Consider the following 23,947-nt stretch of genomic DNA (forward strand, 5'->3'; position numbering starts at 1 on the left):
CCGAGGCGATCCGCGCGCTGGAGATACCCCGCAAGTTCGATGAACGCGAGCCTGCAGATGGCCGCGATGCCGGGCCTGACGACAACGCCGCCAGGTGCCGCCCGCGGGTGCCGGGTGCGTGCATGGCAAGGCGAAGGAAGGAGGGGCACCGAATGTGCCCCGACTGACGACAACGCCGCCAGGTGCCGCCCGCGGGTGCCGGGTGCGTGCATGGCAAGGCGGAGGAGGAAGGGGCACCGAATGTGCCCCGCCTGACGACAACGCCGCCAGGTGCGCGCTCGGGGCCCGCGGGTCAGGACTCCTGGGAGGCTTCTACCCAGGCGAGGTACTCCTGCGTCACCGTCTCGGTGACGTACTCGCCGTTGAAGCAGCTCAGGTCCATGTCGTCGAAGCGGGCGCGCTCCTCGTCGGACTTGCACCCCTCGAGGATGGCGTCGCGGAGGTCCTCGACCTCTTGGTACACCAGGCGGTCGCAGCCGAGCTCCTCGGCGATCTCGGGGATCGTGCGGCCATGGGCGATGAGCTCGTGGCGGGAGGGCATGTTGATGCCGTACACGTGCGGGTAGCGCACGGGGGGCGCTGCGGAGGCGAACGTCACGCTCTTGGCGCCGGCCGCGCGTGCCATCTCGATGATCTGACGGCTCGTCGTGCCGCGCACGATCGAGTCATCGATCAGCAGCACGTTCTTGCCCTGGAACTCGCTCGACATCGCGTTGAGCTTCTGACGCACGCTCTTCTTGCGCACGGCCTGGCCGGGCATGATGAAGGTGCGGCCGACGTAGCGGTTCTTGTAGAAGCCCTCGCGGTACTCGATACCGAGCACGCGCGCGACCTCCATCGCCGAGGGCCGCGCCGAATCCGGGATCGGCATGACCACGTCGATCGAGCCCTCCCGCGTGTGCTTGGCGATCGTCCTGGCGAGCTTCTCCCCCATCCGGAGCCGCGACTCGTAGACGGAGATGCCGTTCATCACCGAGTCGGGGCGCGCGAGGTAGACGTACTCGAACGAGCACGGGCGCAGCCGCGGGTCTGCGGCGCACTGCCGCGTGTGCAGGGTGCCGTCGCCCGCGATGAACACGGCCTCGCCCGGTTCGACGTCGCGGACGACGTCGTAGTCGGCGTTCTCGAGCACGAGCGATTCGCTCGCGACCACCCACTCGTCGGTGCCGTCCCTGCTCGTCCGGTGCCCGAGGATCAGGGGGCGCACGCCGAACGGGTCACGGAAGGCGAGCAGGCCGTAGCCGGCGATCAGCGCGATCGCGGCATAGGCGCCCTCGACGCGCTCGTGCACGCGTGCCACGGCGTCGAAGACGCGATCCGGCTCGAGGTCGACGCTCGAGCGGGTGGACTGGAGCTCGTTGGCGAGCACGTTCACGAGCAGCTCGGTGTCGGACGACGAGTTCAGGTGGCGCCTGTCGCGCTTGGCCATGTCACCGGTGAGCTCGCGCGTATTGGTGAGGTTGCCGTTGTGGATCAGCGTGATGCCGTATGGCGCGTTCACGTAGAAGGGCTGGGCCTCTTCCTCGCTCGACGCGGTGCCCTTGGTCGCGTAGCGCACGTGGCCGAGCCCGACGTTTCCGAGCAGCGAGCGCATATCGCGGGTGCGGAACGCCTCGCGCACCATGCCGCCCGCTTTGTGCATGTGCATGACGCCGCTCGGTTCCACCGTGGCGATGCCCGTCGCGTCCTGACCGCGATGCTGCAGAAGGAGGAGGGAGTCGTAGATCCCCTGGTTGACCGGACCGCTTCCGACCATTCCGACGATGCCGCACATGGGGTGGTTATTTCGCTCCGTCTCGATATGTGCCGATGAGGCGGACCGCGCCGCCGTCGACGCCCTTGGCGCCGGATTCGAAGTCTCCGGATGGGCGTGAGCCCGTGCCGACCGTTCCGACCTGCCAGGCCGGGATGCCGTCTTCCGCGAGCGTCGCGATCGCCTCGCCCGCGACATCCGGTGACACGACCGCGAGGAATCCGATGCCGAGGTTCCAGGTGCCCTCGCTCGACTCCAGCGACGTGCCCGCGATGTCGTTCAGCACGCGGAACACGGGGGAAGGGCTCCATGTCGAGCGGTCGATCTCGCTCCAGCTGCCGACGGGCAGCACACGCGCGAGGTTCGCCGCGATGCCGCCGCCGGTCACGTGGCTGAGCGAGTGCACGCCGCCTGGCAGCCTCTCGACGAGTCGCAGCAGCGGAGCGGTGTACAGGCGCGTGGGCTCGAGCAGCGCCTCACCCCATGTGGCGCCGAGATCCTCGGAGCGGTCGCCGTAGCCGAGGCCGGCACCGGAGAGGATGTGCCGCACCAGCGAGTAGCCGTTGGAGTGCAGACCGGATGAGCCGAGCGCCAGCACGACGTCGCCGTCGCGCACCAGCTCGGCGCCGAGCACGCCGTCCGCCTCGACGACTCCGGTCGCCGCTCCGGCGACGTCGTAGTCGTCGACGCCCAGCAGGCCGGGGTGCTCCGCGGTCTCGCCGCCGACGAGTGCGGTGCCCGTCGCCGAGCATGCGTCGGCGATGCCGCGCACGATGTCGGCGATGCGGTTCGGGACGACCTTGCCGCAGGCGATGTAGTCGGTCATGAAGAGCGGCTTCGCGCCCACCACGGCGATGTCGTCGACGACCATGCCGACCAGATCCTGGCCGATTGTGTCGTGCTTGTCGATCGCCTGTGCGATCGCGACCTTCGTGCCGACGCCGTCGGTGCTCGTCGCCAGCAGCGGACGCCGGTAGTCCAGCAGGAAGCTCGCGTCGTGCAGGCCGGCGAAACCGCCGACTCCGCCCATGACCTCTGGTCCGTGGGTCGCCTTCACCGACGACTTCATCAGCTCGACCGCGAGGTCGCCCGCCGCGGTGTCGACGCCGGCCGCCGAGTACGTCGAACTACTGGCGCTGGTGCGCTGGCTGGTGGGCTCGGGTTCCACCAGAACAGCTTACGTCACCACCACCGCAGCGCCGCACCACCGCTGGGACGCCGTCCGGTCGTCGTTCTCGCGCCTGACGCCGCGCTCGAACAGCGCGCGCATAGAGTAGAGACATGCACACGGCAGGCTCCTGGCGGGTCGACGAGGGGACGGACTCCGCGGTGCTCGCCGCGCTCTATCTGCGTTCCGCTCTGGGCATTCGGGTTCCACCCGAGCTGCCGCCGCTGCGTGAGGCGCCGACGTCGATGGAACCCGCGGGCGAGGAGCTCGAAGCGCAGTGGCACCAGTTCTGGCAGATGACGGTGGAGCCGGAGGCGCATCCCGCCGACGTGCCGCTCGACCTGGTCGACGGCTTCGGCACGCTCATCGCGCTGCCCCGCACGGCGGAGGTGCTGCGCCGTGCGTCCGCACCGCTCGCCGCGGACGTGCTCGCGTTCGTCGAACGCACCCAGCGACGGCTGCAAGCGGCGGATCAGGCGACCGACCTGACCTGGACCAACGCGGTGCAGGCCGAGGAGCAGCGCAGGGGCCGTGCGGCGAGTCCGTTCCTGCTGCGGGTGCAGATCCTCCCGTTCGCCCAGCGGGGCGCGTGGTGGATCGGCCGACTCACGATCGCCGTCTCCGACGGGCTGCGAGGAGACGTCGTCGCATTCGGCGCCGCCATCCGGCCCGTCGTCGCCGACGTGTTCTGAGGGCTCGGTCGCGCTCCGGTCGGCGACGTCGCCTGCCTGGCGGTGCGGACATCGTGCCGGGCAGGACGGTCAGGCAGCCGCTCTCACGTGGAGGTCCGTCTTCGTCGCTCGCGGGACGGTCCGGTCATCCGGAGTTCAGTCCTCCGGATCCTCCGTGACCTCGTGCACGGCCCTGATCTGCTGGGTCCTGCGACCGATCGTGCGGTCGAGGACGAGCGCGACGAGCATGCCGAGGGCGATCCCGGCCGGCACGCACCAGAGCAGCACGAACCCGAACACCTGGCTGGTCGAGTACTCGACCTCGGTGTAGCGACTGGGCTCATCCGTGCCGTTGAAGACCGTCGTGAGGACGAGCGCGGCGACGATGCCCGCCATCGCCCCGAGCGCGGCGAAGACGCCGTACCTGGGAGCCCGCCGCGCGCGGACGACGGATTCGTCAGAACGCGACTCGGGCGTGGGGGAATCCATATCCCCATTGAAGCACCGTGCGGCTGGGAGATCGACGACCGGATGCTGCCGTGGGCACCGCTGGTCAGGGGCGAAGCGGGAGGAGGGGGGACAGGTCGGCCCTGGTGCCCGAAACGCTGACGGCGCCGGATGCGACGGCCTCGTCCCAGCCGAGCTCGCCCGTGGCGAGCGCGACCCAGGTCTCGGCGTCGGTCTCGATGACGTTGGGCGGGGTGCCTCTGGTGTGCTGCGGGCCCTGCACCACCTGCACGGCGCCGAACGGCGGCACCCTCACCTCGACGCTCTTGCCCGGCGCGCGCTCCTCGAGCAGCTGCAGCAGATAGCGAACCGCCGTCGCGGTCTCCGCTCTGCCTGCTCCGCCGCCGCGCACGGCGTCGACTCCCGCGCGCCCCTCCCCCATCTGGATCTTCCGCACCATCCGATGCCCCTTTCCTCAGTCACGCGGCGCGTGAGCGTGCACCTCGTATCCGAGCGTGCCGAGTTGTTGTCGCGAACAAGTGGCACGCTCAGCGGCACGTGACACGCTCGGCGGTCAGGAGGACAGCCGCGGCAGGTCGAACGCCTCGACGCGCGGGGGTTCGGCGGCGTAGCGCTCGACCTCGACGCGCGCGGTCTGCGCTGTGGGGCCCTGTGCGAGCTTCGAAGTGCCGCGGTCGGCGGTGAGCACGTTCGGGTTGCCGTGCCGCTCCAACCCCGAATCTCCGTCGAGGTCGAGCCATGCGCCGGTCGGCAGCGCGACGACGCCAGGCATCACATCAGCGGTGACGACGACGCCCGCCAGACAGGCGCCGCGATCGTTGAACAGCCGGATGACATCGCCGTCGGCGATGCCGCGCGCGGCAGCGTCATCCGGGTTCATGCGACACGCTTCGCGCCCGGCGACCTTCGCGGCACGGCTGAGCGCACCGACGTCCATCTGGGAGTGCAGCCGCGTCGACGGCTGGTGCGAGATCAGGTGCAGCGGGTATGCGGCGCCTGCGACGTCCTCGTGCTTGTCGAACCAGGCCGGATGCCCGATGCAGTCGTCGTAGCCGAACGAGTCGATGGTCTCGGAGAAGATCTCGATCCTCCCGCTCGGCGTGGGCAGCGGCGCGCCCTCGACGAACTCGCGCATCAGGCTGCGCGGCGGGCGAACGGGAACGCGTGCGTACCCCTGCTCCCAGAACGCGTCGAAGTCGGGAAGCTCGATGCCGTGCGCATCGGCGTCGGCGCGCGACGTCTCGTATACGCTCCGCAGCGTCGCACCCTCGTCGAACACGTCAGCGCACCCGAGCCTCGACGCGATCCGGTGCAGGATATCCCGATCGTCGAGCGCCTCGCCGACCGGGTCGATGGCTCGCTTCATCGCGAGGATCCAGGTGTCGTTCGACTTCGCACCGATGTCGTCGCGCTCGAGTGAGGTCGTCGCGGGAAGCACGATGTCAGCGCGCTTCGCCGTCGACGTCCACCACGGCTCCTGCACGATCACGGTGTCGGGCCGCTGCCACGCGGCCTGCATGCGCGTCAGGTCCTGATGATGGTGGAAGGGGTTGCCGCCCGCCCAGTAGATGAGGCGGATGTCCGGATAGGTGCGCCGCTCGCCGTTGAAGTCGTATTCGGCACCGGGGTTCTCCAGTGCGTCGACGATGCGGGCGACCGGGATCTCCTTCCCGGCGAGCGGATTGCGCAGCTTCGGCGCCTGCGGCACGGCGAAGGGCTGGCGCGTCGACCCGACGCCGTCCTCCGACCCGAATCCGATGCCGAAGCCCTCGCCGGGGCGCCCGAGACGACCGAGCATCGAGGCGAGGACGACCGTCATCCAGTGCGGCTGCTCGCCGTGCTCCGCGCGCTGCAGCGACCAGGTCGCGGTGATGAGCGTGCGCGTTCCGGCGAGATCACGCGCAAGTGCCCGAATGTCATCGGCCGGCACGCCGGTGATCGCGCTCGCCCAATCGGCGGTCTTCTCTTCCCCGTCTGTCTCGCCGCGCAGGTATGCGGCGAACCGGTCGAAGCCGACGGTGTGGGCGTCGAGGAAGGCACGGTCGGCGCGCTCTTCGTCGAGCAGTGTGTGCGCGAGGCCGATGAGGAGAGCGGTATCGGTTCCCGGCCGGATCGGCAGCCACTCGACTGCGTCGCCGCCGGGGGATTCGCCTCTGATCGGGTTGACGCTGATCGCACGCACGCCGGAGCGGAGCACCTTCTCGAAGCCGGGGACGCCGCGGTGGGCGCCCATGCCGCCCGACTCGACCTTCATGCTGCGCGTCGGCACGCCGCCGAGCATCAGCCAGGTCTCGGTGTTCTCGGCGATCTCGTCCCAGGTGTGCGAATCGGCGACGTTGGCGTCATAGCCGATCACCCGCGGCAGGATCACGCTCGAAGCGCCGTGGCTGTACGTTCCGGTCGATCCCGTGTACCCGCCGCTCGCTGCGAGCAGGCGCTTCAGCTGGCTCTGCGCGTGGTGGAAGCGCCCGGCGCTCGACCAGCCGTAGCTGCCGCCGTACACCGACGCCGGGCCGTGCTCGTCGTGCACGCGGGCGATCTCGCGGGCGACCAGGTCTGTCGCGGTGTTCCAGTCGACCTCGACGAACTCGTCGTCGCCGCGCGGAGCCTCGTCTCGGGAGCGGCCCTCGAGCCAGCCGCGCCGGACCGCCGGCCGCAGCACGCGGTTGTCCGCGTGCACGGCGCCCGGCATGTTCTCCAGCAGATCGGCCGGGAGCCCGTCTGCTTCGAAGGGCACGGCCTCGACGAACCTGCCGTCCTCGACGCGCGCGCGGAACGCGCCCCAGTGGGAGCTGTGGATCACGCCGACGTCTGCCATACAGCGATTTTCGCACGGACGGGCATCCGGGCGTCCTGACACAACGCAGTCGATCCGCGTGCACGGATTCTCCGAGGCGCGGCTTCTCGCCCCTCTCGGCTACCTGTCCCGCTGCCCCTCCTGCGTTGTGCTCGGTGCCGAGACGGGATGCCCGACACGTCGCCGACGCTACGGCCAGCTGGCACCGCAACGCCCCGAACACAACGCAGTCGATCCGGATGCTGACCGCAGCCGACCCACGGCATTCCGCAGGAACCGAGTCGCTGACCCGCCGATTCTCCTGCGTTGCGCTCAGGAGTGTTAGGTGCCCGTGGCGGGAAGTACCCTGGGAGGCGTGAAGATCCTGGTTCTCGGCTCCGGTGCACGCGAGCACGCCATCATCCTTGCCCTCGCAGGCGAAGGCGCAGGCCACGAGGTGTTCGCCGCTTCCGGCAACGCCGGCATCGCGCGCGACGCGACGATCGTCGACGTCGACATGCTCGACGGTGCGGCCGTGTCCTCGTTCGCGAATGAGAACGGCATCGGCCTCGTGGTCATCGGGCCCGAGGCGCCGCTGGTCGCGGGCGTCGCCGATGAGCTGCGCGAACGCGGCATCCCGGTGTTCGGTCCTGGGAAGGCTGCCGCGCAGCTCGAGGGTTCGAAGGGCTTCGCCAAGCGCATCATGGACGAGGCGAACGTGCCCACGGGCCGCGCGGCCCGTGCGGCGAGCGCCGATGAGGTCGCCGCGGCGCTCGATGAGTTCGGCGCGCCCTACGTGGTCAAGGCCGACGGGCTCGCCGCAGGCAAGGGCGTCATCGTGACCGAGGACCGCGCGGCCGCCCTCGCGCACGCCGAGGAGTACCTGCCAGGCGGCCCCGTGCTGATCGAAGAGTTCCTCTCCGGCCCGGAGGTGTCGCTGTTCTTCCTCAGCGACGGCGACACGGTGCGCGCGCTCAGCCCCGCGCAGGACTTCAAGCGTGCGCTCGACGGCGACGAGGGCCCCAACACCGGCGGCATGGGCGCCTACTCGCCGCTGCCATGGCTCGCCGACAGCTTCGGCGACGAGGCCGCGTTCGTCGACGAGGTGACGAACACGATCGCGATGCCGGTCATCCGGCAGCTCGACGCGGAGGGCACGCCCTTCATCGGCCTGCTGTACGCGGGCCTGATCATCACCGACGACGGCGTGAAGGTCATCGAGTTCAACGCGCGCTTCGGCGACCCCGAGACCCAGATCGTGCTGCCGCGCCTTGAGACGCCGCTGTCGCAGCTGCTGCTCGCCGCTGCCAACGGCACGCTCGAGGACCAGCCGGCGCCGACGTTCTCCGACGAGGTCGCCGTCACGGTCGTGCTGGCCAGTGAGGGCTACCCGGAGGCGCCCGTGAAGGGGCGCGAGATCACCGGCCTCGCCGATGCCGAGGCTGTCGAGGGAGTGCATATCGCGCACGCGGCGACGGCCGAGCGCGACGGCGCGCTGACCGCCACCGGCGGCCGAGTGCTGAACGTGGTCGCCCGCGGCGCCGACATCGCCCAGGCCCGCGCCCGCGCGTACGAGGCGATGGAGCGCATCGGGCTCGAGGGCGGTCAGTTCCGCACCGACATCGCGGCGAAGGCCGCATAGCACCGCACCCACGACGCGATCAGCCGCCTCGTGCTCGAACGCGGTCGCTTCCGCACCGATATCGCGGCGAAGGCCGCGCAGCGCCGCCGGATGGAGATCCGGCGTACGCTGACGGCCATGGAATTCACCGGCGTGGAAGACTGCGGCAACTCTCCGAAGAACCTGCGGCTCGCGCGGTGGGAGCATTCGCTCGCGCTCGGCGAGTGGGACGAGGTCGCCGCGATGCTCACCGACGAGACGCGGCTCGAGGTCGCCTCGCGGGGAGCACTCGACGCGACGACCGGCTCCGACGTTCTCGACCGGCTCCGCGACATCCGGGACGAGCTCACCGGAGGTGCCGTAGAGGCAGCCCTCACGCACGGCAGGGAGGGCGCGACCTGGGGCTCGTGGCAGCGTCCGGATGGGCAGGTGCAGTTCGCGCACGCGTTCCGGTTCGCAACTGTCAAGGCCGACCGGTTCGCGCTGATCCGATTCGTGCACTCCTGAAGCCCGCCGGTCCGCGTCGTCCGACGCCGGACGATCGACGGCGCACGCGGGCGGATGATGGGGAGTTCTGCCAGTTGCCTGCTCCGGCCGCATTCGCCACAATCGGAGACATGAGCGCGAACTCACCGACCTCACCGCATCAGGGCCAGCTGGCCGCGCTTCGCATGATCGCCGGCGCTTTGACGACAGCCGTCGTGCTGTTCGGGCTCGTAGTCTCGTTCATCGTGCCGAGCGGCAGCTGGTTCGAACTGCCCGGCGCTGCGGGGCTCGCCCTCCCGGTCGTCGTGGGCGTCGCGGCGGCGGGTGCCATCGCAACCGTGGGGCACAACGTACCTGCGATCCCGCAGGCCACGCCAGCCGAGACGGCCACCGCGAGGGGCGTGGCCGGCTTCCGGAGCAGCTTCTTCATCCGGCTTGCGTTCGCCGAGGTTCCAGCGCTCGTCGGTCTGGCTGCCGTGTTCATCGCTGAAACGCCCAGCATGATTCCGTACCTGATCGGCGGCGCGGTCTCTCTCGTACTGCTCGGGCTGTACGTCTTCCCGACCCGCGCCAGCGTGCAGCGCATCGAGCGAAAGCTGGATCGCGACGGCGGCCGTTCGCGCCTCGCCGAGGCGTTCGGATTCCGCTCCGTCCCCGGCGCCGGCTACACCGGCAGCGCGACCGTGCACTGACACCGGCGGTGCCGTTGCCTGGGCGCCATCCCGACGGGGCTGCTTGCTCGCTCTGCCCCTTCCCCTTCCGGTCTGCCGAACTGCGCCATTGCCTGCATCCGGGCCACTCCGGTGTGCGAAACCGCTCCGCCTCTCGCACGGAACCGCGATGCGCCACGCCCGCATCGGCGCCCGCCGCGCCCGACCCGACCACCGCCATCCGGAAGGCGCATTCGGCGCACCGGATCCGTGCCGCGATAATGAGGGCATGAGCGACGCCCCACAGATCCCCGGCTGGACGCACTTCTACTCTGGCAAGGTGCGCAATCTGTACCGCCCGGCTGACGGCACCAACGAGAAGATGCTCGTCGTCGCCTCGGATCGGGTGAGCGCGTTCGACTTCGTGCTGGAGCCTGCGATCACCGGCAAGGGCACGCTGCTCACCGAGCTGAGCATGTGGTGGTTCGATCAGCTCGCGGGTGCAGACGGCGGACCCGCCGTACCGAACCACCTCACAGGTGAGGAACCGCCGGCCGAGGTCACCGGCCGCGCAATGGTGGTGCGCAGCCTCGACATGCTGCCGATCGAAGCGGTCGTGCGCGGCTACCTCACGGGTTCCGGGTGGCTGGAGTACTCCGAGCGCGGCACGGTGTGCGACATCGCGCTGCCCGCCGGCCTGCACGACGGCGACCGGCTGCCCGAGCCGATCTACACGCCCGCCTACAAGGCGCCGCTCGGCGAGCACGACGAGAACATCTCGTACGAGCGCACGGTCGAGCTCATCGGCGCCGCGCGCGCGGCCCAGCTGCGCGACCAGTCACTGGCGATCTACTCCCGCGCCGCGGCGACCGCCGAGGCCAAGGGACTGATCCTCGCCGACACGAAGTTCGAGTTCGGCCTCGACGAAGACGGGGTGATGCGCCTGGCGGACGAGGTGCTCACCAGCGATTCCTCGCGCTACTGGGATCGCACCGCGTGGGAGACCGGCACGACGCCGACTGAGCGGATGGCGAGCTTCGACAAGCAGATCGTGCGCAACTGGCTCGCCGACAACTGGAACAAGCAGGGCACTCCTCCGCAGCTTCCCGTCGAAATCGTCGACCGCACCGTCGCCCGCTACCGCGAGCTGCTGGAGACGATGACGGCATAGGCGTCGTCGCGGGTCAGTCTCCGCCCCGGAACGACATGCCCCGTTCGGCCAGCGCCGCAGCCAGGATGCGAACCGCTTTCGGCCCGACGCCGTGAATGGCGAGCAGCTCCTTCTCCGTGTGCTCGCTGACCTTCGACAGCGAGTCGATGCCGGCGGACTGCAGCTCCCTTGGCGCAGTCTTGCCCATCTCGTTCGGGAGGTCGCCCACCGGCCGTACATCTGGTGTGCTCATCGCCGCTCCTCTCTGTGAGCCAGCGTGCCACGGGCATCCGACACCGCGCCGGTTCAGACGAACCGGAACCGGATGCGGGCGCCCGGTGGTGCCTGCGCCGCCCGACCGAGGTGCGCGCGAGTGACGACGCCGACGACCGGGTAGCCGCCCGTGAGCGGTCGGTCAGCGGTGAACAGGATCGGCTGGCCGTCGGGCGGTACCTGCAGCGCACCCGTGACGGTGCCCTCGCTGGGCAGCTCGCCCTCACGCACCCGTTCGAGCCGCTGCTCGCCCTCGAGCCGCAGCCCGACGCGGTTCGAGCGAGCGGAGACGAGCCAGTCCTGATCGCAGAACGCGGCGAGAGCGGCTGCTGAGAACCAGTCCTCGCGCGGGCCGGGAACGACGTCGAGCCAGACGTCGTCGCCGGATGTCGCCAGCGGAACAGCAGGGGCGGCCCACGGATCGACGGCGCCGGCGATCCGCGAACCGACGGGCAGGATGCTCCCCGCGGCAAGCGGTTCGGGTCCGAGGCCTGCAAGCACGTCGCGTGAAGAGCTGCCGAGAACCACATCCGCTTCGAGCCCGCCGCGGACGGCGACGTACGAGTAGACGCCGCGCTCAGCCGCGCCGACGACAAGTTCTTCTCCGTCCGACAGCGCGAACGGGGCGTCGAACGTCGCCGCGCGTTCCTCGTCGCTCCGGATGATCGTCAGCGGCACTGGCGCCCCGGCAACCGCGAGCGTGAGGTGCCCATGGGCGAGAAGACGCAGGCCGCCGAGCGCCGTCTCGATCACGGCGGCGTCGGTGGGATCGCCGACGAACCCGTTCGCTCGGCGGAGCGCGCCGCGATCCATCGCGCCAGACGGGGCGACCCCGAGGTCCGCGTGTCCCGGGCGCCCGAGGTCCTCGATCAGCGCGTGCGGCCCGACGGAGACGATTTCGACGGCAGGGGCGCGGGACGGTTCCGGCGCTTCGCCCCCGGGACTCCCCGCTGGCGCCGCCCCAGCGCCTGACGCGGCGTGCTCGTGGTCCGCGCGGGTGCTCCCGTCCGGACACGGCGTCGATCCCCGCCGTCTCTCGCGCCCGGCGCGTGCATCCGGTGCGATCCCATCGATCCGCCGAGCCGCCGGCGCTCCGAGTCGCGCGTCGGCCTGTGTCCGCCGCGGGGAAGTCGTGCCTTGAACTCGATCCGGTGTGCTCGCGTCTCCTGCCTCATCCGGAGCAGCTTCGGCATCGTGGACGTCAGTCTCGGACCCCGACACGACGGCGCCGTCACCGCTGTGACCCGCGTCAGCTGCGGCGGCACGATCACCGCGCACTGGGATCTCGCCCCCGTCATCCGGAGCCAGCGGCAGGAAGCGCACGCGCATACCGGGGCGGAGCAGCGCGGGCGGGGTGCGGTCGATGTCCCACATCGCGTCGGGAGTGCGGCCCAGCAGGCGCCATCCGCCGGGGCTCGAACGCGGGTAGACGCCGGAGAACTCGCCGGCGATCGCGACAGCCCCTGCCGGAATGCGCTGGCGAGGCGTCTCTCGGCGCGGCACGTGCAGTGCCGGATCGAGACCCGACAGGTACGCGAACCCCGGTGCGAAGCCGGTGAACGCCACCTCGTAGACGGCCGCGGCGTGGCGTTCGACGACCTCCGCGGGAGTGAGGCCGGTCAGCTCGGCGACCTCGTCGAGGTCCTCGCCGTCGTAGAGGACCCCGACCTCGACGGTCTCCGCGTCGTCCGGTGCGTGGGTCGATCCGGCGCGGGTGAGCAGGTCGCCGTGCACCGCGTCGCGGTCGGCGTGCGGTGCGAGCTGCACGAGCACGGTGCGCGCGCCGGGCACGGCGTCGATCATGCCGGGCACGGGCCGCGCCGCAAGGGACCGTGCGAGCGCGACCGCCGCGGCGAGGTCGGGCAGCTCGACCAGCACCGCGTCGTCACCACAGGGCAGGAACCGCATCATGACCCCGCATCGCCCGCTGTGGGTGAACCGCCCGGCTCCCCCGTGCGCCGGCGGGTCGCCCTCGGCTCACAGTGCTCCGAGACGCGGCATCTTCCCCGAGTCACTGCAGAAAGCACCCGATTCTGCCGCATCTCAGCGGTTCCGCCGTGTCTCGGAGCCTTGCGCTGCGCCGCCGCTGACCGCGCACCACGCCCGCCACCCTCACCAAGGCGACCCCAGCCGCGGCATTCTCCCCGAGACACTGAAGAACCCACCTGACTCTGCCGCATCTCAGCAACTCCGCCGTGTCTCGGAGCCGATAGCGCCCCGCGCCCCGCGCCACTCATCCGGCACCGCCTAATGGGCGAACGCCCGCACCTCGACGCCTGCGCCCTCGACGGTGGCGCGCACGGTGCGGGCCATCTCGACGGCGCCGGGGGTGTCGCCGTGCACGCAGATGGAATCGGCCTCGCACATCACGATGCGCCCGTTGACCGCGACGATCTCGCGGTCCGTGATCAGCCGCAGCATCCGGTCGGCGATCTCCTGCGGATCGGTCAGCACAGCACCGGGCTCGCGCCTATCGACCAGCGTTCCCGACGGCGTGTACGCACGGTCGGCGAATGCCTCGCCGATGGTGCGCAGGCCCGCCTCCTCCGCCCGCTGCACGAACCGCGAACGGGCGAGCCCCACGACGGCCAGCGTCTCATCGAAGTCGCCGACCGCGTCGATCACGGCCGGAGCGTGCTCGTCGTCGCTGGCGACCGTGCTGTAGAGGGCGCCGTGCGGCTTCACGTACCGGATGCGCGCGCCGACCGACCGCGCGATCGCGTCGAGCGCACCGAGCTGGTAGAGCACGTCACCGTAGACTTCGCGACCGGATGCCCCGAGCGGGCGCCTGCCGAATCCCGCCAGGTCGCGGTAGCCGGGCTGCGCGCCCACCACGACGCCGCGCTCGGCCGCGGCGCGCACCGTGTCGAGCAGGGTGACCGGGTCTCCGGCATGGAATCCGCACGCGACGTTCGCGCTCGTGACGATGTCGAGCATCGCCTCATCGTCGCCGAGCCGCCAGCGACCGAAGCTCTCGCCCATGTCGGAGTTCACGTCGATCGTCGCCATGAGCACACGGTACCGGAGCGGCCGGGGCTGGGGACTGGACGTGCAGCTGCGACACAGCGCAGTCGATCCGGATGAGCCGGACCAGTCGACAGGACGTGCGGCCCACGACACAACGCAGTCGATCTGGAAGAGTCGGGGCAGCTCTCCCGCGATGGCTCGGGCGGCCCACGCGGTGCGGAGCGCGGATCGACTGCGTTGTGTATCGCGGTCCTTCCGCATCGCCGCCCCGCGCCATCGCAACGGCGTCTGCCTCCGGCTTGTGCGAAAGAGACGCTGCCTATTGAATGATCGGATGGCCGGCGAACACCACAACCACGGAATCACCGACGCGCGCGACCACCTGCGCGCCCACAGCGACCTGGTGCTGCCGAGCGTCGATCCGCGGTCGACGCCGGGCTACGACGGCGACAAGGAGTCCGGTGCTGCCGACCTCATCGCGGGCCTCGCCGAGCTCTCCGAGTTCCAGGAGCGGCTGTTCGCGGCGGGGCAGAAGGGTGCGCAGGACTCGGTTCTGCTCGTGCTGCAGGCGATGGACTCGGCAGGCAAGGGCGGCATCGTGCGCCATGTCGTGGGCGGCGTCGATCCGCAGGGCGTCGAGCTGGCGGCGTTCAAGGCGCCGACTGAGGAGGAGCTCGCGCACGACTTCCTCTGGCGCGTGCAGAAGCGGGTGCCGAGGCCCGGCTTCATCGGCGTGTTCGACCGGTCGCACTACGAGGACGTGCTGATCGGGCGCGTACGAGAACTCGCAGAACCGGATGAGCTCGAGCGCCGCTATGGTGCGATCGTCGACTTCGAGCGACGGCTCGTCGCGCAGGGCACCCGCGTGGTGAAGGTGATGCTGCACATGTCGTACGAGGAGCAGGGCGAGCGCCTCATGGAGCGCCTCGAGCGGCCGGACAAGCATTGGAAGTTCAATTCCGCAGACGTGGACGAGCGGGCGATCTGGCCCGCCTACCAGTACGCGTATCAAGAGGCGATCCAGCGCACCTCAACCGACGAGGCACCCTGGTTCGTCGTTCCCGCCGATCGCAAGTGGTACGCACGGCTCGCGGTTCAGGCGATCCTGATCGAGACTCTCGAGGACATCGATCCGCAGTGGCCGCGGGCTGAATTCGACGTCGAAGAACAGATGGCGCGCCTTCGCGCCACGATGTGACCGCTGCCTATCGCGCAGAAGATACGATCGACCCGGAGGCTACGGCGATGCGCCGGACCACGAACCGATGGAGGAGCAACGTGTTCGAAGATCTCAAGGGCCGTGTGGCCGTCGTCACAGGAGGCGCCGGAGGAATCGGCTACTCGATCGCGACCGCATATGCCGATCAGGGCATGAACGTCGCGCTGCTCGATCTGTCGCCGAGCGTCGCAGAGTCCGCAGCGAAGCTCGCGGCGGACTACGGCGTGAAGACCACGGGACAGGTCGTGGACGTCACCGACCCTGACAACGTCGAGGCCGCCTTCGTCGCCGTCGACGCAGAGCTCGGCACGCCCACCGTGCTGCTCGCCGCGGCGGGGCTGACGATCATCGGCGACAGCGTCGACTACCCGCAGTCGAAGTGGCGCACCGTCATGGGTGTGAACGTCGACGGCGTCTTCTACACGACCCAGTCGTTCGCCAAGCGCGCGCTGAAGGCCGGCCGTCCGGCGTCCGCCGTCCTGATCTCTTCGATGTCGGGCTTCGCTGTGAACGTGCCGCAGCGTCAGGCCGCGTACAACGCGTCGAAGGCCGCCGTGCACCAGCTGGCCGCCTCGCTCGGAGTCGAGTGGGCCGCCGAAGGCGTGCGCGTGAACACGATCGCCCCCGGATACGTCGCCACGGACCTCACCAAGGAGGTCATCGAGGCCGACCCCGTGCTGGCGAACGAGTGGATCAGCCGCATCCCGATGGGTCGAATGGCCACGCCAGAGGACCTGCACGGCCTCGCGGTCTACCTTGCCAGCGACGCCTCGAGCTATCTCACGGCGCAGAGCATCATCATCGACGGCGGCTACACCGCGATCTGATCGGCGCGACGGTCCGGCTTCCTTCAGGAGGTCAGGCCGTTCGGAACAGAGAGACTCCGTCGACCTCGATCGCCCGCACGCCGCGACGTCAGCGCTCTCCACCACCGTCAACGAGCATCTGACCGCACACTGCTCGAGCATCGCGGCTTCGTCGGTTCCGCCAGCTCAGCCGTCAGCCGAACGGCGAGGGCGCGATCGATGGGGCTCGTGAGTTCGCCTGCGAGCGCCGCGACCGGCACCCAGCGCACTCCGTCGACCTCGTCACCCGGAACGAACTCCTCCTCGATGACGACTCGCATGGTCCAGTACCGCGTGCGCTTGAGACCGCCTTCCGGGAGCTCGTACTCGACGTCTCCCAGGTCGACGCCGAGCGCGCAGCGCAGTGCGGTCTCCTCCCACACCTCACGCAGTGCGGTCTCGGCGAGCGTCTCGCCGAGGTCGACTTTGCCCTTCGGGAACGACCAGTCCGCGTGCCGGGGTCGATGGATGATGACTGCCTCGCAGCCTTCTGCTCCGTGGCGCAGAACCACCCCTCCCGCTGCGAGCACAAGTGGCCGCTCAGCCAAGGATGCCCTTCTTTCCCGCATGCTTCACTCGGTCGAACCGGGTGATGGTGTCGGCCACGGAGCGGACTCGCCGAGTCGCGCCTCGACCGGTCATGATCACGCTCGTTTCGGGTGCGCGTGCGGCGATCCCGCTCACGACGGCTCGCTCGTCGAGCCAGCCGGATGCCACGGCGTGCGTGATCTCGTCGAGCACGATGAGGCCGTACTGCGCTGAGACCATCGCGTCGCTCGCGACTGTCCACGCTTCACCGGCCAGACGCACCGGGTCGCCCTGCGCCCAGGTCAGCGAACGCGTGAACGACGGCCATTCGATCCCGAGTCGGCGACCGGCCGTTGAGTCGGCGGTGTTCCAAGCACTCCCCTTGAGGAACTGCACCACGAGAGTCGACCAGCCGCGTCCAGCGCTTCTGGTCGCGTATCCGAGAGCCGCGGCGCTCTTGCCCCAGCCGTCTCCCACGAAGAGCATCACGATGCTGCTCACGATGCGGCCCTGTCTCGGGCACCGAAGACCACGACGCCTGTGGGGTCGACGGCGAGTGAGACGGTCTGACCGTCGCGAACCCACTCGGTCGATCGCACGGCGACCTCACCGTTGCCTGGCAGCTGAACTCTCAATCGGTATCCGCGCCCCTCGAAGGTGCTTCCCAGCACCCTGCCTGCGATGCGCGACTCGTCGCTGGTGGCAGCGTCGCACATGGTCATCCGCACCGAATCGGGATGGATGTAGGCCGCCAACGCTGCATCACGGTCGCCCGAGGCGCGTCCCTCGAGTTCGAATCCGTCGACACGTATCCGAGCACGGCCGGCATCTTGCGATGCCGAATCCGGTGCGATGCGGGTGCGGTATCCGGCCATCATGGCGACCCAGGGCGTCGCGGGGAGCTCCGAGATCTCGCGAGGCGATGCATGCTGAACCGCGACGCCCGAGTCCAGCACGAGCACGCTGTCGGCGAGTGCGAGCGCCTCGGAGACGTCATGTGTGACATAGACGGCGGTGGTGTCGAGCCTGCGGAGCAGCGACGCGAGTTCGGGGAGCATCGTCGTCCGCAACTGCACGTCGAGGTTCGACAGCGGCTCGTCGAAGAGCAGCACGGAGGGTTCCGTGGCGAGGGCGCGCGCGATCGCGACACGTTGCTGCTGCCCGCCCGACAGCTCGGCCGGTCGACGCTGTTCGAGCCCCTCCAGCTGCAGCATCGCCACGAGTTCGGCGACGCGTGCCTCGCGGCGGGCTCGACTCGTGCGATGACGACCGTGCGCCAGCCCGTACCCGATGATGTCGTACACCCGGAGGTGCGGCCACAGCGCGTAGTTCTGGAATACCATCCCCACGTCGCGACGATCCGCGTCGAGTGTGAAGCCGGAGCGGGAGAGCTCACGATCTCCCAGGCGGATACCGCCCCCGGAGATGGGCTCGATGCCGGCGACGGCCCGCAGGAGGGTCGACTTGCCGCAGCCCGACGGGCCGAGCACGGCGAGCGTCTCACCGTGCTGCACCTCGACGGAGAGCTCGTTCAACGCTGGCCGGCGCGAGCCCTCGTAGCGGCACGTCACACGGTCGATCGTGAGCCCGCTCCTGGCCACAGCTGCTGGGCGCGCGGCGTCGGCAGGTCGCGGCGGAGTCGCTTGCATGGTCATGGTGAGACCTCCGAAGGTGGGACGGATGCTCGCTGTTCGTAGGAACGGCGGATGAGGTGGCGCCCGACGACGGTGCCGATGGACGCGATCACGATGACGACCACAGCGGTGAGCATCGCCCCGGCGGTTGCGTACCCGTAGTCGCCGCGTTCGTACTCGAGAAGGATCTCCACGGGCAGCGTTGCGAAGCTCGGCGGCGCGAGCATGGTCGTAGCCGCGAGGTCGAAGACCCCTGATGCGAATACCGCGATCAGGGCGGAGAGCACCGCTGGTGCGACGATCGGCAGCAGGATGGTGCGCAGCCTCACCGCGAGGCCCGCGCCGGACAGCGCCGCCGAGTGCAGGAAGGCTGCGGGCACCTGTGCGAGTGCGCCCATCTGCAGACGCACGGCAACCGGCAGCGCCGTCGCGACGCCGGCGAGCACAAGGAGCGCTGGCTTGCCGTAGAGCGCGACGCCCCACTGAGCCAGCACGGGCTGATTCCAGACGAAGATGTAGCCGACAGCGAGCACGATGCCCGGCACTGCAAGGGCGACCACACCCGTGGCATCCAACAGCGCTCTCGCTCGGAAGCGCGTGAAAGTCAGCACGAACGCGATGAGGAACCCGAGCGCGGTTGTCATCAGCGCGACGACAAGGGCGATGACGAGGCTGTTGGCTGCTCCCTCGAGCATCGCTGAGCCCGAAGCGAGGATCGCAGCATAGTGCTCGAGCGTGAGGTTCGTTCCCGTGAGCCCGCCGGAGAGCGACTTCGACACCGAAACTTGGAGGGACGCCCCGAGCGGTAGGCCGATGGTGAACAGCACCGTGGCGAGTGACACTGCGGCCCACAGCCACGGCTGCTTCGCGCGCGGCCGTGGAGCGAGCGTCGCCTGCGCGGTGAGGAAGTCGTACTTGTTGCGCCGCAGGAGCCGCAGGTAGAAGAAGACCGCCACGGCGAGTATCACCACGAGGTAGAACGACAGCACGCCACCGAGTTCGAAGCTCACGGGACTCTGGCGCACAGAGGCGTAGATCGAATACGGCAGGGTGGGGAAGGAGTACGAAGCCGAGAGCGCCGCGGGCAGACCGAAGTCGCCGATCACGTCGACGAACACCAGGACCGCACCGGATGCCGCGGCCGGCAGCAGCAGCGGCATCCGGATGGTGCGCAGAACGGTCCATCCGCGTGCTCCGCTGAGTGCCGCCGCCTGCCGATAGACGGGGTCGTCCCAATGGAGCGCTGCGCTCACCGCAAGGTAGGCGAGCGGGTACTGGATGAGGCTCATGATGACGATGAGGCCGACCGGGCTGAAGACGACGTCACCCACCCACGCCATGCCGAACGTGTTGGCGGCGATACCCGACGGCGAGCCGAAGAGCACCCATCCCTGAGCGAGGATGAACGATGGTGTGACCAGGAGCGTCCATGCCGAGAGGTCGAGCAGCCGCGCTCCCGGAAATGCGACGCTGTGCCGGAGCACCGCGAGCACGAATCCGAGTCCGCCGCCGAGCAGCATCGAGCCGAACGCGAGCTCGAGCGAATTCACGAGGGAGCGCTGCCAGAGCGGTCGATCGAATATCTCGCCCAGGAGCTCCGGCTGGAATCCCCACGTCGCCGACAGTCCGACACCCGGGAACACCGACTGAAGCAGCACCAGGACCAGCGGCAGACCGATGAGTACGGCGAGCACCCCCACAAGTGCCCATCCGAGCACATCTCCAGCCGTGACGGCATGCAGGGGGCGCGATCGCGCAGGCGTCGCATACCTTGTCGTCGTCGCCATGTCCTGGTGCCTCACCCCGCCATCAGGTTGGCGAACCAGTCCTTGATCGGCGCTTCGTTCTCAGCCGCGAAATCGGCGTCGGTCAGGAGGAGCTCCCCGTCAGCAGGGCGGTCGGCCGGCAGCGACGACGTGTCGACGCCCTCGACGAACGGTGTGATGATGCCGTCGTCGCCGCCCTCAGCCATCAGGTGCGCGACGTTCTCGGCGTCGAGCATCCAATCGATGAGCTTGAGCGCAGCACACGGACGCGGCGACTCGGCGCTGATCGCCATCGCACGCACCACACCGGGCGCTCCGTCTTCTGGCCAGACGAAGCTCACCGGCTCTCCTGCCTCGATGAGGCCGTACACGTTCTGCTCCTGCAGCGCTGCGACTGGGACCTCGCCGGAGACGAGCGCCTCGCCGACCGGGCCGTTCTTCGCATAGGCGTTGAGACCATTGCCGTAGAGGGTCGAGAAGTAGTCCTCTGCGGCCTCCTGTCCGAGATCCTGGAAGAACGACGAGACGATCGGGTATGCCGGTGCAGCGACCGCGGGATCGGCCATGCCGACGGGTGCGTAGGAGGCATCCGTGAGGTCGCCCCAGGATGTCGGCGCTTCTGCCTCGGAGATCGCGTCGGTGTTGTACGCGATGAGCGCTGCAGCGTGTTCGCTGAACGGGATCCACGAGCGATCGGACGGCGTCAGCGCGAGGCCCTCTGTGCTGAGGTTCGCGAGCCCCGCCGGCTCCTGCCCCGTGAGGAGCTGGCCCTGGTCGGCCAGGGCCTGCAGGCTTCCGTGCCCGTCGAAGACCACGACATCCCACTGCGGGTTGTTGGCCTCCGCGGCGATCCGCGCGAGGATCTCGCCTCCGCCCAGATCGGCGATCTCCGTCTCGATGCCGGTGTCTGCGGAGAAGGCGCTGCTGAGCGTCTCGCCGTAGGGGTTGAGGTAGATGCGCAGAGCACCGTCTTCGGGCGTGCAGGTCGTGGAGTCGATGGGACCGGCATCGGCTGCTTCGGTGCTCGCGGAAGGCGCCGCGCAGGCGGTGAGCGCGAGTGCCGCTGCGCCGAGGCCGACGAACAGGAACGGTCGAAGGGAACGAGACATCGGTGTGATCTCCAGGGTCGGGGTCGCGGAACACCACAAGCTTCACGTTCGGCGGTGAACGCGGGGCCAGGCCAGTGCGCACCTCTCACTGAACGAAGAGTGAAGCCTGGCGCAATGCTCGCGCTTCGAAGACATCATCCGTCCGACCACACGTCGCAGACTCTTCACCCGCAGTTCGCGCCGCGTTCATGTTTCGCACGCGGCGAGCCTGCTCGGTGCATATGACGCAGCCCGAGACGTGGCATCGCGACTTCGGACGTCTGCAGAGCCGCCGCGATCGTGCTGGCGCTCGAACTCGACCTGCCGCTGCTGGGCGCCAGTAGCAGCGATAGGCGATGAGGATGCGCGCACTGACGGCGCGCCGCTACGTCGAGTCGCGCACCACGAGCTCGGTGGGCAGCGTGGTCACGCGGGGCGGGTCCTCGCCGCGCAGGCGGGCGAGCAGCACGTCGGTCATCGTCACGCCCTGCAGGTGCGAGGGCTGGCGCACCGTGGTCAGGTGCGGGGTCGCGCTCGTGGCCATGGGCGAGTCGTCGAAGCCGATCAGCTTCAGGTCGTCCGGCACGCGCAGGCCGGCCTCGCGGAAGACGCCGATCGTTCCCCTGGCCATCAGGTCGCTTGCGACGAACAGCGCGTCGAAATCCTCGCCCAGTGCCAGCAGCCGCCTGGCCGCGTCTCCGCCGCCGGCGAGCGTGAAGTCGCCCTCGACGACGGGGCCCGGTTCCAGCCCCGCTGCCGCGATGGCGCTGCGGAAGCCCTCCAGACGGTCGATGCCCGCCGGCATGTCGCGGGGGCCCGCGATCATCGCGATGCGGCGCGCGCCGCGCGAGATCAGGTGCGTCGTCGCGCCCCTTCCTCCCGCGACGTTGTCGACGTCGATGTAGTAGTCGTCGGAGCGTGAAACCACGGGCCTGCCGCCGAACACCAGCGGCACGGCCTCCGCGATCCGGTCGATGTACGAGTCGCTGGTGTGGTGCGATACGACGATCGCACCGTCGACATTCCCCGCCCTGAGGTACCTGGTCGTCTTGTCACCGACATCGTCGGATGCGATGAACAGGTTCAGCACGTGATCCGTCGTCGACAGCCTCGCGTTGATGCCCGACACGATGGCGGCGAAGAACGGGTCGCCGAAGAACCGCGTGGTGTCCTCGGGAACGACCAGAGCGATCGCATGCGTCTGCTTCGTGGCGAGCGATCGCGCAGCCCGATTGGGCACGTAGCTGAGCTCCTCGATCGCCTCGTGCACAGCGTCGAGCGCCGCGGGACTCACCCGGGAGCCGCCGCCGAGCACGCGCGAGACCGTCGATCTGGACACGCCGGCACGGGCAGCGACCTGTTCGATCGTTGCCTGCGCTGCTCGCGTGCCGTCAGCGGCCGTCCGGTCCGTCACGTTCATCCGCCTTCAGTATGCCCGCTTCGCCTGCCGCGACCGGCACTCGAGGCACAGCGGCGAGCGCGCGGTCCCGGATGATCCGCTGGTACTCGCGCCCGCTGGCCTTGACCGTGCGCACCTGGGTGCCGTAGTCGACGTGCACCATGCCGAACCGCTTCTCGTACCCCCACGCCCACTCGAAGTTGTCGAACAGCGACCAGTAGAAGTACCCGCGCACGTCGACGCCGTTCCCGATCGCGTCGAGCACGGCGCCGAGGTGGCCGCGCAGGTATTCTGCGCGATCGACGTCGTCGACCTCCCCCGCGACGAGCTCGTCGTCTGCCGCCATGCCGTTCTCGGTGACGTACAGCGGAACGCCCGGGCAATCCCCTGCGACGCGCTCGAGCAGACGCGTCAGTCCATCCGGTTGCACCTCCCACCCCATGTTGGTGCGCGCCAGACCGCGATCGTGCCAGTGGATGTTCTGGTGCGACGGGAACGGCGACGAGGTCGCCCTGTCCGTGGGGGCGTGCCCGCCCGGCACGGGGACCTCGGGCTCGCGCCCCGCGACGTACTCGCCGTGGTAGTAGTTCACGCCGAGGAAGTCGAGCCTCGCGGAGATCGTCTCCAGATCCCCAGGATGCACCGCATCCTCGAAGTCCGCGACCGCACCGGCGTCGACCGCGGCGAAGTCGGCCACGATGTCCTCTGGGTACGCGCCCTTCGCGATCGGGTCGAGGAACCAGCGGTTGAACTGACCGTCGATGCGGCGTGCGGCGTCGGCGTCGGCCGGGTCATCCGGATCGACGGCATCGGCCACCGTGAGGTTGAGCGTCACGCCCAGCTGCAGCGACGCATCGCGCCGCCGCAGCTCGCGCACCGTCTCACCGTGGGCGAGCAGCAGGTGGTGACCGGCGAGGATGCCCTCGTCCACACGCTGACGCCCCGGCGCGTGAGCGCCCGCTGTGTACGACAGAAATGACGAGCACCACGGCTCGTTCAGCGTCGTCCAGATGTTCACCCTGTCACCGAGCGCGTCGTGCATGGTCGCGGCATACTCCACGAAGCGCGCCACGGTGTCGCGGTTCGTCCAGCCGCCGCGCTCCTCAAGCGCCTGCGGCAGGTCCCAGTGGTACAGGGTCAGCCACGGCGTGATGCCCGAAGCGAGCAGCTCGTCGACAAGGCGGGAGTAGAAGTCGACGCCGGCAGGGTTCACCGCCCCGCCGTCGGGGCGCACCCGCGACCACGACGTCGAGAACCGGTAGCTCCCGAGGCCCAGCTCGCGCATCAGCGCGACGTCGTCGCGGTAGCGGTGATAGTGGTCGCAGGCGACGTCGCCGTTGTCTGCGTTGATCACCGCACCCGGATGCCGGCTGAAGGCGTCCCAGATCGAGGCAGTGCGTCCGTCCTCGAATGCGGCGCCCTCGACCTGGTAGGCCGCAGTGGCCGCACCGAAGAGGAAGTCGGACGGAAACGAACGGGTCATGC

Annotated in this window: 22 protein-coding genes; 7 read left to right on the forward strand and 15 right to left on the reverse strand. The window is 69.6% G+C overall.

Going from position 1 to position 23,947, the window contains the following annotated elements:
* Positions 1–292: 292 nt before the first annotated feature.
* Both purF and purM read right to left on the reverse strand, forming a co-directional pair.
* Entirely contained in the window at positions 293–1,774 is a 1,482-nt protein-coding gene (gene purF / locus DZG09_RS00870) for an amidophosphoribosyltransferase (RefSeq protein ID WP_119695858.1), read from the reverse strand.
* Positions 1,775–1,781: 7 nt separating this feature from the next.
* Positions 1,782–2,921: a phosphoribosylformylglycinamidine cyclo-ligase gene (gene purM, locus DZG09_RS00875; protein WP_119695859.1), complete on the reverse strand. Its 1,140-nt coding sequence runs from the start codon at positions 2,919–2,921 to the stop codon at positions 1,782–1,784.
* 113 nt (positions 2,922–3,034) lie between these two features.
* Between purM and DZG09_RS00880 the strand changes: the two genes are divergently transcribed.
* The gene (locus DZG09_RS00880; RefSeq protein WP_119695860.1) at positions 3,035–3,613 is read left to right on the forward strand and encodes a zinc-binding alcohol dehydrogenase; all 579 of its coding nucleotides are present in this window, start codon (positions 3,035–3,037) and stop codon (positions 3,611–3,613) included.
* Between the two features lie 135 nt (positions 3,614–3,748).
* On the opposite strand, the gene DZG09_RS00885 is transcribed toward DZG09_RS00880, so the two are convergent.
* From DZG09_RS00885 to DZG09_RS00895, 3 genes are all read right to left on the reverse strand, one after another.
* Positions 3,749–4,081 carry a potassium transporter Trk gene (locus DZG09_RS00885; protein WP_119695861.1) on the reverse strand — a complete coding sequence of 111 codons (333 nt, stop codon included), beginning with the start codon at positions 4,079–4,081 and terminating at the stop codon, positions 3,749–3,751.
* Positions 4,082–4,145: 64 nt separating this feature from the next.
* Positions 4,146–4,499 carry a sterol carrier family protein gene (locus tag DZG09_RS00890; protein ID WP_119695862.1) on the reverse strand — a complete coding sequence of 118 codons (354 nt, stop codon included), beginning with the start codon at positions 4,497–4,499 and terminating at the stop codon, positions 4,146–4,148.
* 114 nt (positions 4,500–4,613) lie between these two features.
* Complete coding sequence (locus DZG09_RS00895) at positions 4,614–6,878, reverse strand: molybdopterin-dependent oxidoreductase (protein WP_119695863.1); 2,265 nt, start codon at positions 6,876–6,878, stop codon at positions 4,614–4,616.
* 334 nt (positions 6,879–7,212) lie between these two features.
* On the opposite strand from DZG09_RS00895, the gene purD reads away from it, so the two are divergent.
* From purD to DZG09_RS00915, 4 genes are all read left to right on the forward strand, one after another.
* A complete protein-coding gene (purD, locus tag DZG09_RS00900; RefSeq protein WP_119695864.1) occupies positions 7,213–8,478 on the forward strand; it encodes a phosphoribosylamine--glycine ligase in 1,266 nt (421 codons plus the stop codon).
* A gap of 117 nt (positions 8,479–8,595) precedes the next feature.
* On the forward strand, positions 8,596–8,964 hold the full coding sequence (locus tag DZG09_RS00905; protein ID WP_162893080.1) for a hypothetical protein: 369 nt from the start codon (positions 8,596–8,598) through the stop codon (positions 8,962–8,964).
* Positions 8,965–9,074: 110 nt separating this feature from the next.
* Complete coding sequence (locus DZG09_RS00910) at positions 9,075–9,635, forward strand: hypothetical protein (protein ID WP_119695866.1); 561 nt, start codon at positions 9,075–9,077, stop codon at positions 9,633–9,635.
* A 247-nt stretch (positions 9,636–9,882) separates the two neighbouring features.
* Positions 9,883–10,764 (forward strand): phosphoribosylaminoimidazolesuccinocarboxamide synthase, encoded by an 882-nt coding sequence (locus DZG09_RS00915; RefSeq protein WP_119697304.1) that lies wholly within the window; start codon positions 9,883–9,885, stop codon positions 10,762–10,764.
* A gap of 13 nt (positions 10,765–10,777) precedes the next feature.
* Here DZG09_RS00915 and DZG09_RS00920 read toward each other — a convergent pair whose 3' ends face one another.
* The 3 genes from DZG09_RS00920 to DZG09_RS00930 all read right to left on the reverse strand — a co-directional run bounded on the left by DZG09_RS00920 (position 10,778) and on the right by DZG09_RS00930 (position 14,025).
* A complete protein-coding gene (locus DZG09_RS00920; protein WP_119695867.1) occupies positions 10,778–10,996 on the reverse strand; it encodes a helix-hairpin-helix domain-containing protein in 219 nt (72 codons plus the stop codon).
* A gap of 53 nt (positions 10,997–11,049) precedes the next feature.
* The gene (locus DZG09_RS00925) at positions 11,050–12,927 is read right to left on the reverse strand and encodes a 5-oxoprolinase subunit B/C family protein (RefSeq protein ID WP_119695868.1); all 1,878 of its coding nucleotides are present in this window, start codon (positions 12,925–12,927) and stop codon (positions 11,050–11,052) included.
* 336 nt (positions 12,928–13,263) lie between these two features.
* Positions 13,264–14,025, reverse strand: a complete 762-nt coding sequence (locus tag DZG09_RS00930) for a LamB/YcsF family protein (protein ID WP_119697305.1) — start codon at positions 14,023–14,025, stop codon at positions 13,264–13,266.
* Positions 14,026–14,317: 292 nt separating this feature from the next.
* On the opposite strand from DZG09_RS00930, the gene DZG09_RS00935 reads away from it, so the two are divergent.
* On the forward strand, positions 14,318–15,181 hold the full coding sequence (locus tag DZG09_RS00935; RefSeq protein ID WP_119695869.1) for a PPK2 family polyphosphate kinase: 864 nt from the start codon (positions 14,318–14,320) through the stop codon (positions 15,179–15,181).
* Between the two features lie 80 nt (positions 15,182–15,261).
* The gene (locus tag DZG09_RS00940; protein ID WP_240423580.1) at positions 15,262–16,029 is read left to right on the forward strand and encodes an SDR family oxidoreductase; all 768 of its coding nucleotides are present in this window, start codon (positions 15,262–15,264) and stop codon (positions 16,027–16,029) included.
* 107 nt (positions 16,030–16,136) lie between these two features.
* On the opposite strand, the gene DZG09_RS00945 is transcribed toward DZG09_RS00940, so the two are convergent.
* The 7 genes from DZG09_RS00945 to DZG09_RS00975 all read right to left on the reverse strand — a co-directional run bounded on the left by DZG09_RS00945 (position 16,137) and on the right by DZG09_RS00975 (position 23,945).
* The gene (locus DZG09_RS00945; RefSeq protein ID WP_205529017.1) at positions 16,137–16,595 is read right to left on the reverse strand and encodes an NUDIX hydrolase; all 459 of its coding nucleotides are present in this window, start codon (positions 16,593–16,595) and stop codon (positions 16,137–16,139) included.
* On the reverse strand, positions 16,588–17,076 hold the full coding sequence (locus DZG09_RS00950) for a cob(I)yrinic acid a,c-diamide adenosyltransferase (protein WP_119695871.1): 489 nt from the start codon (positions 17,074–17,076) through the stop codon (positions 16,588–16,590). The genes DZG09_RS00945 and DZG09_RS00950 overlap by 8 nt, the downstream gene beginning before the upstream one ends.
* On the reverse strand, positions 17,073–18,230 hold the full coding sequence (locus tag DZG09_RS00955) for an ABC transporter ATP-binding protein (RefSeq protein ID WP_119695872.1): 1,158 nt from the start codon (positions 18,228–18,230) through the stop codon (positions 17,073–17,075). The genes DZG09_RS00950 and DZG09_RS00955 overlap by 4 nt, the downstream gene beginning before the upstream one ends.
* The gene (locus DZG09_RS00960) at positions 18,227–19,996 is read right to left on the reverse strand and encodes an ABC transporter permease (RefSeq protein ID WP_162893081.1); all 1,770 of its coding nucleotides are present in this window, start codon (positions 19,994–19,996) and stop codon (positions 18,227–18,229) included. The genes DZG09_RS00955 and DZG09_RS00960 overlap by 4 nt, the downstream gene beginning before the upstream one ends.
* Positions 19,997–20,007: 11 nt before the next feature.
* The gene (locus DZG09_RS00965; RefSeq protein ID WP_119695874.1) at positions 20,008–21,084 is read right to left on the reverse strand and encodes an ABC transporter substrate-binding protein; all 1,077 of its coding nucleotides are present in this window, start codon (positions 21,082–21,084) and stop codon (positions 20,008–20,010) included.
* 364 nt (positions 21,085–21,448) lie between these two features.
* Positions 21,449–22,477: a LacI family DNA-binding transcriptional regulator gene (locus DZG09_RS00970; protein ID WP_240423582.1), complete on the reverse strand. Its 1,029-nt coding sequence runs from the start codon at positions 22,475–22,477 to the stop codon at positions 21,449–21,451.
* Positions 22,455–23,945: a GH1 family beta-glucosidase gene (locus DZG09_RS00975; RefSeq protein WP_119695876.1), complete on the reverse strand. Its 1,491-nt coding sequence runs from the start codon at positions 23,943–23,945 to the stop codon at positions 22,455–22,457. The genes DZG09_RS00970 and DZG09_RS00975 overlap by 23 nt, the downstream gene beginning before the upstream one ends.
* Positions 23,946–23,947 lie beyond the last annotated feature (2 nt).

It is taken from the genome of Microbacterium halotolerans (assembly GCF_003569805.1).
GTDB lineage: Bacteria > Actinomycetota > Actinomycetes > Actinomycetales > Microbacteriaceae > Microbacterium > Microbacterium halotolerans.

Bases quoted from the DNA above. Each gene is read 5' to 3' on its own strand.
- DZG09_RS00895 (WP_119695863.1), bottom strand. From the start codon at position 6,878: ATGGCAGACGTCGGCGTGATCCACAGCTCCCACTGGGGCGCGTTCCGC.
- DZG09_RS00960 (WP_162893081.1), bottom strand. From the start codon at position 19,996: ATGGCGACGACGACAAGGTATGCGACGCCTGCGCGATCGCGCCCCCTG.
- DZG09_RS00920 (WP_119695867.1), bottom strand. From the start codon at position 10,996: ATGAGCACACCAGATGTACGGCCGGTGGGCGACCTCCCGAACGAGATG.
- DZG09_RS00935 (WP_119695869.1), top strand. From the start codon at position 14,318: ATGGCCGGCGAACACCACAACCACGGAATCACCGACGCGCGCGACCAC.
- DZG09_RS00910 (WP_119695866.1), top strand. From the start codon at position 9,075: ATGAGCGCGAACTCACCGACCTCACCGCATCAGGGCCAGCTGGCCGCG.
- DZG09_RS00930 (WP_119697305.1), bottom strand. From the start codon at position 14,025: ATGGCGACGATCGACGTGAACTCCGACATGGGCGAGAGCTTCGGTCGC.
- DZG09_RS00905 (WP_162893080.1), top strand. From the start codon at position 8,596: ATGGAATTCACCGGCGTGGAAGACTGCGGCAACTCTCCGAAGAACCTG.
- purF (WP_119695858.1), bottom strand. From the start codon at position 1,774: ATGTGCGGCATCGTCGGAATGGTCGGAAGCGGTCCGGTCAACCAGGGG.
- DZG09_RS00890 (WP_119695862.1), bottom strand. From the start codon at position 4,499: ATGGTGCGGAAGATCCAGATGGGGGAGGGGCGCGCGGGAGTCGACGCC.
- DZG09_RS00880 (WP_119695860.1), top strand. From the start codon at position 3,035: ATGCACACGGCAGGCTCCTGGCGGGTCGACGAGGGGACGGACTCCGCG.
- DZG09_RS00925 (WP_119695868.1), bottom strand. From the start codon at position 12,927: ATGATGCGGTTCCTGCCCTGTGGTGACGACGCGGTGCTGGTCGAGCTG.
- DZG09_RS00975 (WP_119695876.1), bottom strand. From the start codon at position 23,945: ATGACCCGTTCGTTTCCGTCCGACTTCCTCTTCGGTGCGGCCACTGCG.
- DZG09_RS00885 (WP_119695861.1), bottom strand. From the start codon at position 4,081: ATGGATTCCCCCACGCCCGAGTCGCGTTCTGACGAATCCGTCGTCCGC.
- DZG09_RS00915 (WP_119697304.1), top strand. From the start codon at position 9,883: ATGAGCGACGCCCCACAGATCCCCGGCTGGACGCACTTCTACTCTGGC.
- DZG09_RS00955 (WP_119695872.1), bottom strand. From the start codon at position 18,230: ATGACCATGCAAGCGACTCCGCCGCGACCTGCCGACGCCGCGCGCCCA.
- DZG09_RS00965 (WP_119695874.1), bottom strand. From the start codon at position 21,084: ATGTCTCGTTCCCTTCGACCGTTCCTGTTCGTCGGCCTCGGCGCAGCG.